3 rRNA genes are annotated in these 5,467 nt (G+C 57.2%); all 3 read left to right on the forward strand.

Features of this window, described 5'->3' with window-relative positions:
• Positions 1 to 31 precede the first annotated feature (31 nt).
• The 3 genes from AU196_RS19250 (at position 32) to rrf (ending at position 5,417) form a co-directional block, all read left to right on the forward strand.
• Positions 32 to 1,553, forward strand: a 16S ribosomal RNA gene (locus AU196_RS19250).
• 485 nt (positions 1,554 to 2,038) lie between these two features.
• Positions 2,039 to 5,165 (forward strand): 23S ribosomal RNA (locus AU196_RS19255).
• Positions 5,166 to 5,302: 137 nt separating this feature from the next.
• Positions 5,303 to 5,417: ribosomal RNA gene (rrf, locus tag AU196_RS19260) — 5S ribosomal RNA — on the forward strand.
• Together the 16S, 23S and 5S rRNA genes form the textbook arrangement of a ribosomal RNA operon.
• Positions 5,418 to 5,467: the final 50 nt, after the last annotated feature.

Genomic DNA, 5,467 nt, shown 5'->3' on the forward strand with positions numbered 1-5,467 from the left:
TCGGATTTTCCTGATTGCCTTTTTGAGGTTTTGTTTGGAGAGTTTGATCCTGGCTCAGGACGAACGCTGGCGGCGTGCTTAACACATGCAAGTCGAACGGAAAGGCCCTTCGGGGTACTCGAGTGGCGAACGGGTGAGTAACACGTGGGTGATCTGCCCTGCACTTTGGGATAAGCCTGGGAAACTGGGTCTAATACCGAATACACCCTGCTGATCGCATGGTCTGGTGGGGGAAAGCTTTTGCGGTGTGGGATGGGCCCGCGGCCTATCAGCTTGTTGGTGGGGTGATGGCCTACCAAGGCGACGACGGGTAGCCGGCCTGAGAGGGTGACCGGCCACACTGGGACTGAGATACGGCCCAGACTCCTACGGGAGGCAGCAGTGGGGAATATTGCACAATGGGCGCAAGCCTGATGCAGCGACGCCGCGTGGGGGATGACGGCCTTCGGGTTGTAAACCTCTTTCAGTAGGGACGAAGCGCAAGTGACGGTACCTACAGAAGAAGGACCGGCCAACTACGTGCCAGCAGCCGCGGTAATACGTAGGGTCCGAGCGTTGTCCGGAATTACTGGGCGTAAAGAGCTCGTAGGTGGTTTGTCGCGTTGTTCGTGAAAACCGGGGGCTTAACCCTCGGCGTGCGGGCGATACGGGCAGACTGGAGTACTGCAGGGGAGACTGGAATTCCTGGTGTAGCGGTGGAATGCGCAGATATCAGGAGGAACACCGGTGGCGAAGGCGGGTCTCTGGGCAGTAACTGACGCTGAGGAGCGAAAGCGTGGGGAGCGAACAGGATTAGATACCCTGGTAGTCCACGCCGTAAACGGTGGGTACTAGGTGTGGGTTTCCTTCCTTGGGATCCGTGCCGTAGCTAACGCATTAAGTACCCCGCCTGGGGAGTACGGCCGCAAGGCTAAAACTCAAAGGAATTGACGGGGGCCCGCACAAGCGGCGGAGCATGTGGATTAATTCGATGCAACGCGAAGAACCTTACCTGGGTTTGACATGCACAGGACGCCGGCAGAGATGTCGGTTCCCTTGTGGCCTGTGTGCAGGTGGTGCATGGCTGTCGTCAGCTCGTGTCGTGAGATGTTGGGTTAAGTCCCGCAACGAGCGCAACCCTTGTCTCATGTTGCCAGCACGTTATGGTGGGGACTCGTGAGAGACTGCCGGGGTCAACTCGGAGGAAGGTGGGGATGACGTCAAGTCATCATGCCCCTTATGTCCAGGGCTTCACACATGCTACAATGGCCGGTACAAAGGGCTGCGATGCCGTGAGGTGGAGCGAATCCTTTCAAAGCCGGTCTCAGTTCGGATCGGGGTCTGCAACTCGACCCCGTGAAGTCGGAGTCGCTAGTAATCGCAGATCAGCAACGCTGCGGTGAATACGTTCCCGGGCCTTGTACACACCGCCCGTCACGTCATGAAAGTCGGTAACACCCGAAGCCGGTGGCCTAACCCCTTGTGGGAGGGAGCCGTCGAAGGTGGGATCGGCGATTGGGACGAAGTCGTAACAAGGTAGCCGTACCGGAAGGTGCGGCTGGATCACCTCCTTTCTAAGGAGCACCACGAGACTCGGCGCCGCCCACATCGTGTGGGGGTTCGGTGGGCCGGGCGATTCGTGAGATGGGCCATGCCTGTAGTGGGTGTGGTTCGGGTGCACAACAAACGTTCGTTGTCTCGGCGGGAATCGAGATGGCGTCAGAGGATTGCCAGACACACTGTTGGGTCCTGAGGCAACAGGCCCGCGGGCTCATCCCGGAATGGGGATGGGTGCCGGCTCTCGACCATCGCTGCTGTGTGTGGTGGTGGTGTGGGGGTTCTGGTTGCTGCCCTGCTTTGGTGGTGGGGTGTGGTGTTTGATTTGTGGATAGTGGTTGCGAGCATCGATGCGTTGATGCTGCTGGTGGTGCTTCTTGCCTGTGGGTGGGGGTGCTGGTGGTGGTGTCGGCGTGTGGTGTAATGCAATTTTTTCTGATACTCGCATGCGTCTGCCCTGATGGGGTGGGTGTGTGTGGGTGACTCATTTTTTGGTTTTGTGTTGTAAGTGTTTAAGGGCGCATGGTGGATGCCTTGGCACTGGGAGCCGATGAAGGACGTGGGAGGCTGCGATATGCCTCGGGGAGCTGTCAACCGAGCGTGGATCCGAGGATGTCCGAATGGGGAAACCCGGCACGAGTGATGTCGTGTCACCCGGCACTGAATACATAGGTGTCGGGGGGGAACGCGGGGAAGTGAAACATCTCAGTACCCGTAGGAAGAGAAAACAAAAGTGATTCCGTGAGTAGTGGCGAGCGAAAGCGGAGGATGGCTAAACCGTGCACATGTGATACCCGGCAGGGGTTGTGTGTGTGGTGTTGTGGGGTGCATCAGTCCCGGGTCTGCCGGTCTGGGCTGCAGTGAGAAAAGTGCGTGTTAGGTGAACTGGTTTGGGATGGCCGACCGTAGAGGGTGAGAGTCCCGTAGGTGAAAACATGTGCTCTGTAGTGATGTGTCCCCGAGTAGCAGCGGGCCCGTGGAATCTGCTGTGAATCTGCCGGGACCACCCGGTAAGCCTGAATACTTCCCAGTGACCGATAGCGGATTAGTACCGTGAGGGAATGGTGAAAAGTACCCCGGGAGGGGAGTGAAAGAGTACCTGAAACCGTGTGCCTACAATCCGTCAGAGCTCTCCCTTTTGGGTGGGGTGATGGCGTGCCTTTTGAAGAATGAGCCTGCGAGTCAGGGACATGTCGCGAGGTTAACCCGGGTGGGGTAGCCGTAGCGAAAGCGAGTCTGAATAGGGCGTATCCACACAGGTGTGTGTGGTGTAGTGGTGTGTTCTGGACCCGAAGCGGAGTGATCTACCCATGGCCAGGGTGAAGCGACGGTAAGACGTCGTGGAGGCCCGAACCCACTTAGGTTGAAGACTGAGGGGATGAGCTGTGGGTAGGGGTGAAAGGCCAATCAAACTCCGTGATAGCTGGTTCTCCCCGAAATGCATTTAGGTGCAGCGTTGCATGCTTCTTGTTGGAGGTAGAGCTACTGGATGGCCGATGGGCCTCACAAGGTTACTGACGTCAGCCAAACTCCGAATGCCGACAAGTGAGAGTGTGGCAGTGAGACGGCGGGGGATAAGCTCCGTGCGTCGAGAGGGAAACAGCCCAGATCGCCGGCTAAGGCCCCTAAGCGTGTGCTAAGTGGAAAAGGATGTGCAGTCGCGAAGACAACCAGGAGGTTGGCTTAGAAGCAGCCACCCTTGAAAGAGTGCGTAATAGCTCACTGGTCAAGTGATTGTGCGCCGATAATGTAGCGGGGCTCAAGCACACCGCCGAAGCCGCGGCAATCAGATGTTTGTCTGGTTGGGTAGGGGAGCGTCCTGCATCCGGTGAAGCAGCAGAGTGATCTAGCTGTGGAGGGTGTGGGAGTGAGAATGCAGGCATGAGTAGCGATAAGGCAAGTGAGAACCTTGCCCGCCGAAAGACCAAGGGTTCCTGGGCCAGGCCAGTCCGCCCAGGGTGAGTCGGGACCTAAGGCGAGGCCGACAGGCGTAGTCGATGGACAACGGGTTGATATTCCCGTACCCGTGTGTGAGCGTCCCTGATGAATCAGCGGTACTAACCGCCCAAAACTCAGATCACCGGCGACCTTCGGGTCAATGGGTTCTGGGGGCTGCGCGGGACCTTCGTTGGTAGTAGTCAAGCGATGGGGTGACGCAGGAAGGTAGCCGTACCAGTCAGTGGTTGTACTGGGGTAAGCCTGTAGGACGACATCTAGGCAAATCCGGATGTCATATAAGTCTGAGAGGTGATGCATAGCCGATTGAGGCGAATTCGGTGATCCTATGCTGCCAAGAAAAGCCTCTAGCGAGTGCGCACACGGCCCGTACCCCAAACCGACACAGGTGGTCAGGTAGAGAATACCAAGGCGTACGAGTGAACTATGGTTAAGGAACTCGGCAAAATGCCCCCGTAACTTCGGGAGAAGGGGGACCTCCATACCGTCAACACCCTTGCGGTGGGCAGCGGGAGGGGGTGGCACAAACCAGTGAGAAGCGACTGTTTACTAAAAACACAGGTCCGTGCGAAGTCGCAAGACGATGTATACGGACTGACGCCTGCCCGGTGCTGGAAGGTTAAGAGGACCGGTTAACCCTTCGGGGTGAAGCTGAGAATTTAAGCCCCAGTAAACGGCGGTGGTAACTATAACCATCCTAAGGTAGCGAAATTCCTTGTCGGGTAAGTTCCGACCTGCACGAATGGCGTAACGACTTCTCAACTGTCTCAACCATAGACTCGGCGAAATTGCATTACGAGTAAAGATGCTCGTTACGCGCGGCAGGACGAAAAGACCCCGGGACCTTCACTACAACTTGGTATTGGAGTTCGGTTCGGTTTGTGTAGGATAGGTGGGAGACTGTGAAGCGGCCACGCCAGTGGTTGTGGAGTCGTTGTTGAAATACCACTCTGATCGTATTGGGCTTCTAACTTCGAACCGTATATCCGGTTCAGGGACAGTGCCTGGCGGGTAGTTTAACTGGGGCGGTTGCCTCCTAAAATGTAACGGAGGCGCCCAAAGGTTCCCTCAACCTGGACGGCAATCAGGTGTTGAGTGTAAGTGCACAAGGGAGCTTGACTGCGAGACGTACATGTCGAGCAGGGACGAAAGTCGGGACTAGTGATCCGGCACCTCTGAGTGGAAGGGGTGTCGCTCAACGGATAAAAGGTACCCCGGGGATAACAGGCTGATCTTCCCCAAGAGTCCATATCGACGGGATGGTTTGGCACCTCGATGTCGGCTCGTCGCATCCTGGGGCTGGAGCAGGTCCCAAGGGTTGGGCTGTTCGCCCATTAAAGCGGCACGCGAGCTGGGTTTAGAACGTCGTGAGACAGTTCGGTCTCTATCCGCCGCGCGCGTCAGAAGCTTGAGGAAATCTGTCCCTAGTACGAGAGGACCGGGACGGACGAACCTCTGGTACACCAGTTGTCCCACCAGGGGCACCGCTGGATAGCCACGTTCGGACAGGATAACCGCTGAAAGCATCTAAGCGGGAAACCCCCTCCAAGACCAGGCTTCTCACCCATTAAGTGGGATAAGGCCCCCCGCAGACCACGGGATCGATAGACCAGACCTAGAAGACCAGCAATGGTCGCAGGGAACTGGCACTAACCGGCCGAAAACTTACACACACCCAAAACCTGTGTGACACCAAACAATGCCTCGCAACCACACCACACCAAAGAATCAACCACGATTCACACCCCACCACCAAAAAACACTTCCCCCACCCCCCGTGGGGGCACTCAAAAACGAGTGAAAATAAAGTTACGGCGGTCCATAGCGGCAGGGAAACGCCCGGTCCCATCCCGAACCCGGAAGCTAAGCCTGCCAGCGCCGATGATACTACCCAACCCGGGTGGAAAAGTAGGACACCGCCGAACACCCTTTCCCCTCGGCCCTCCGACCACAATCGGAGGGCCGAGGCATTTCT

This window comes from Mycobacterium sp. IS-1742 (assembly GCF_001500125.1).
Lineage (GTDB): Bacteria > Actinomycetota > Actinomycetes > Mycobacteriales > Mycobacteriaceae > Mycobacterium.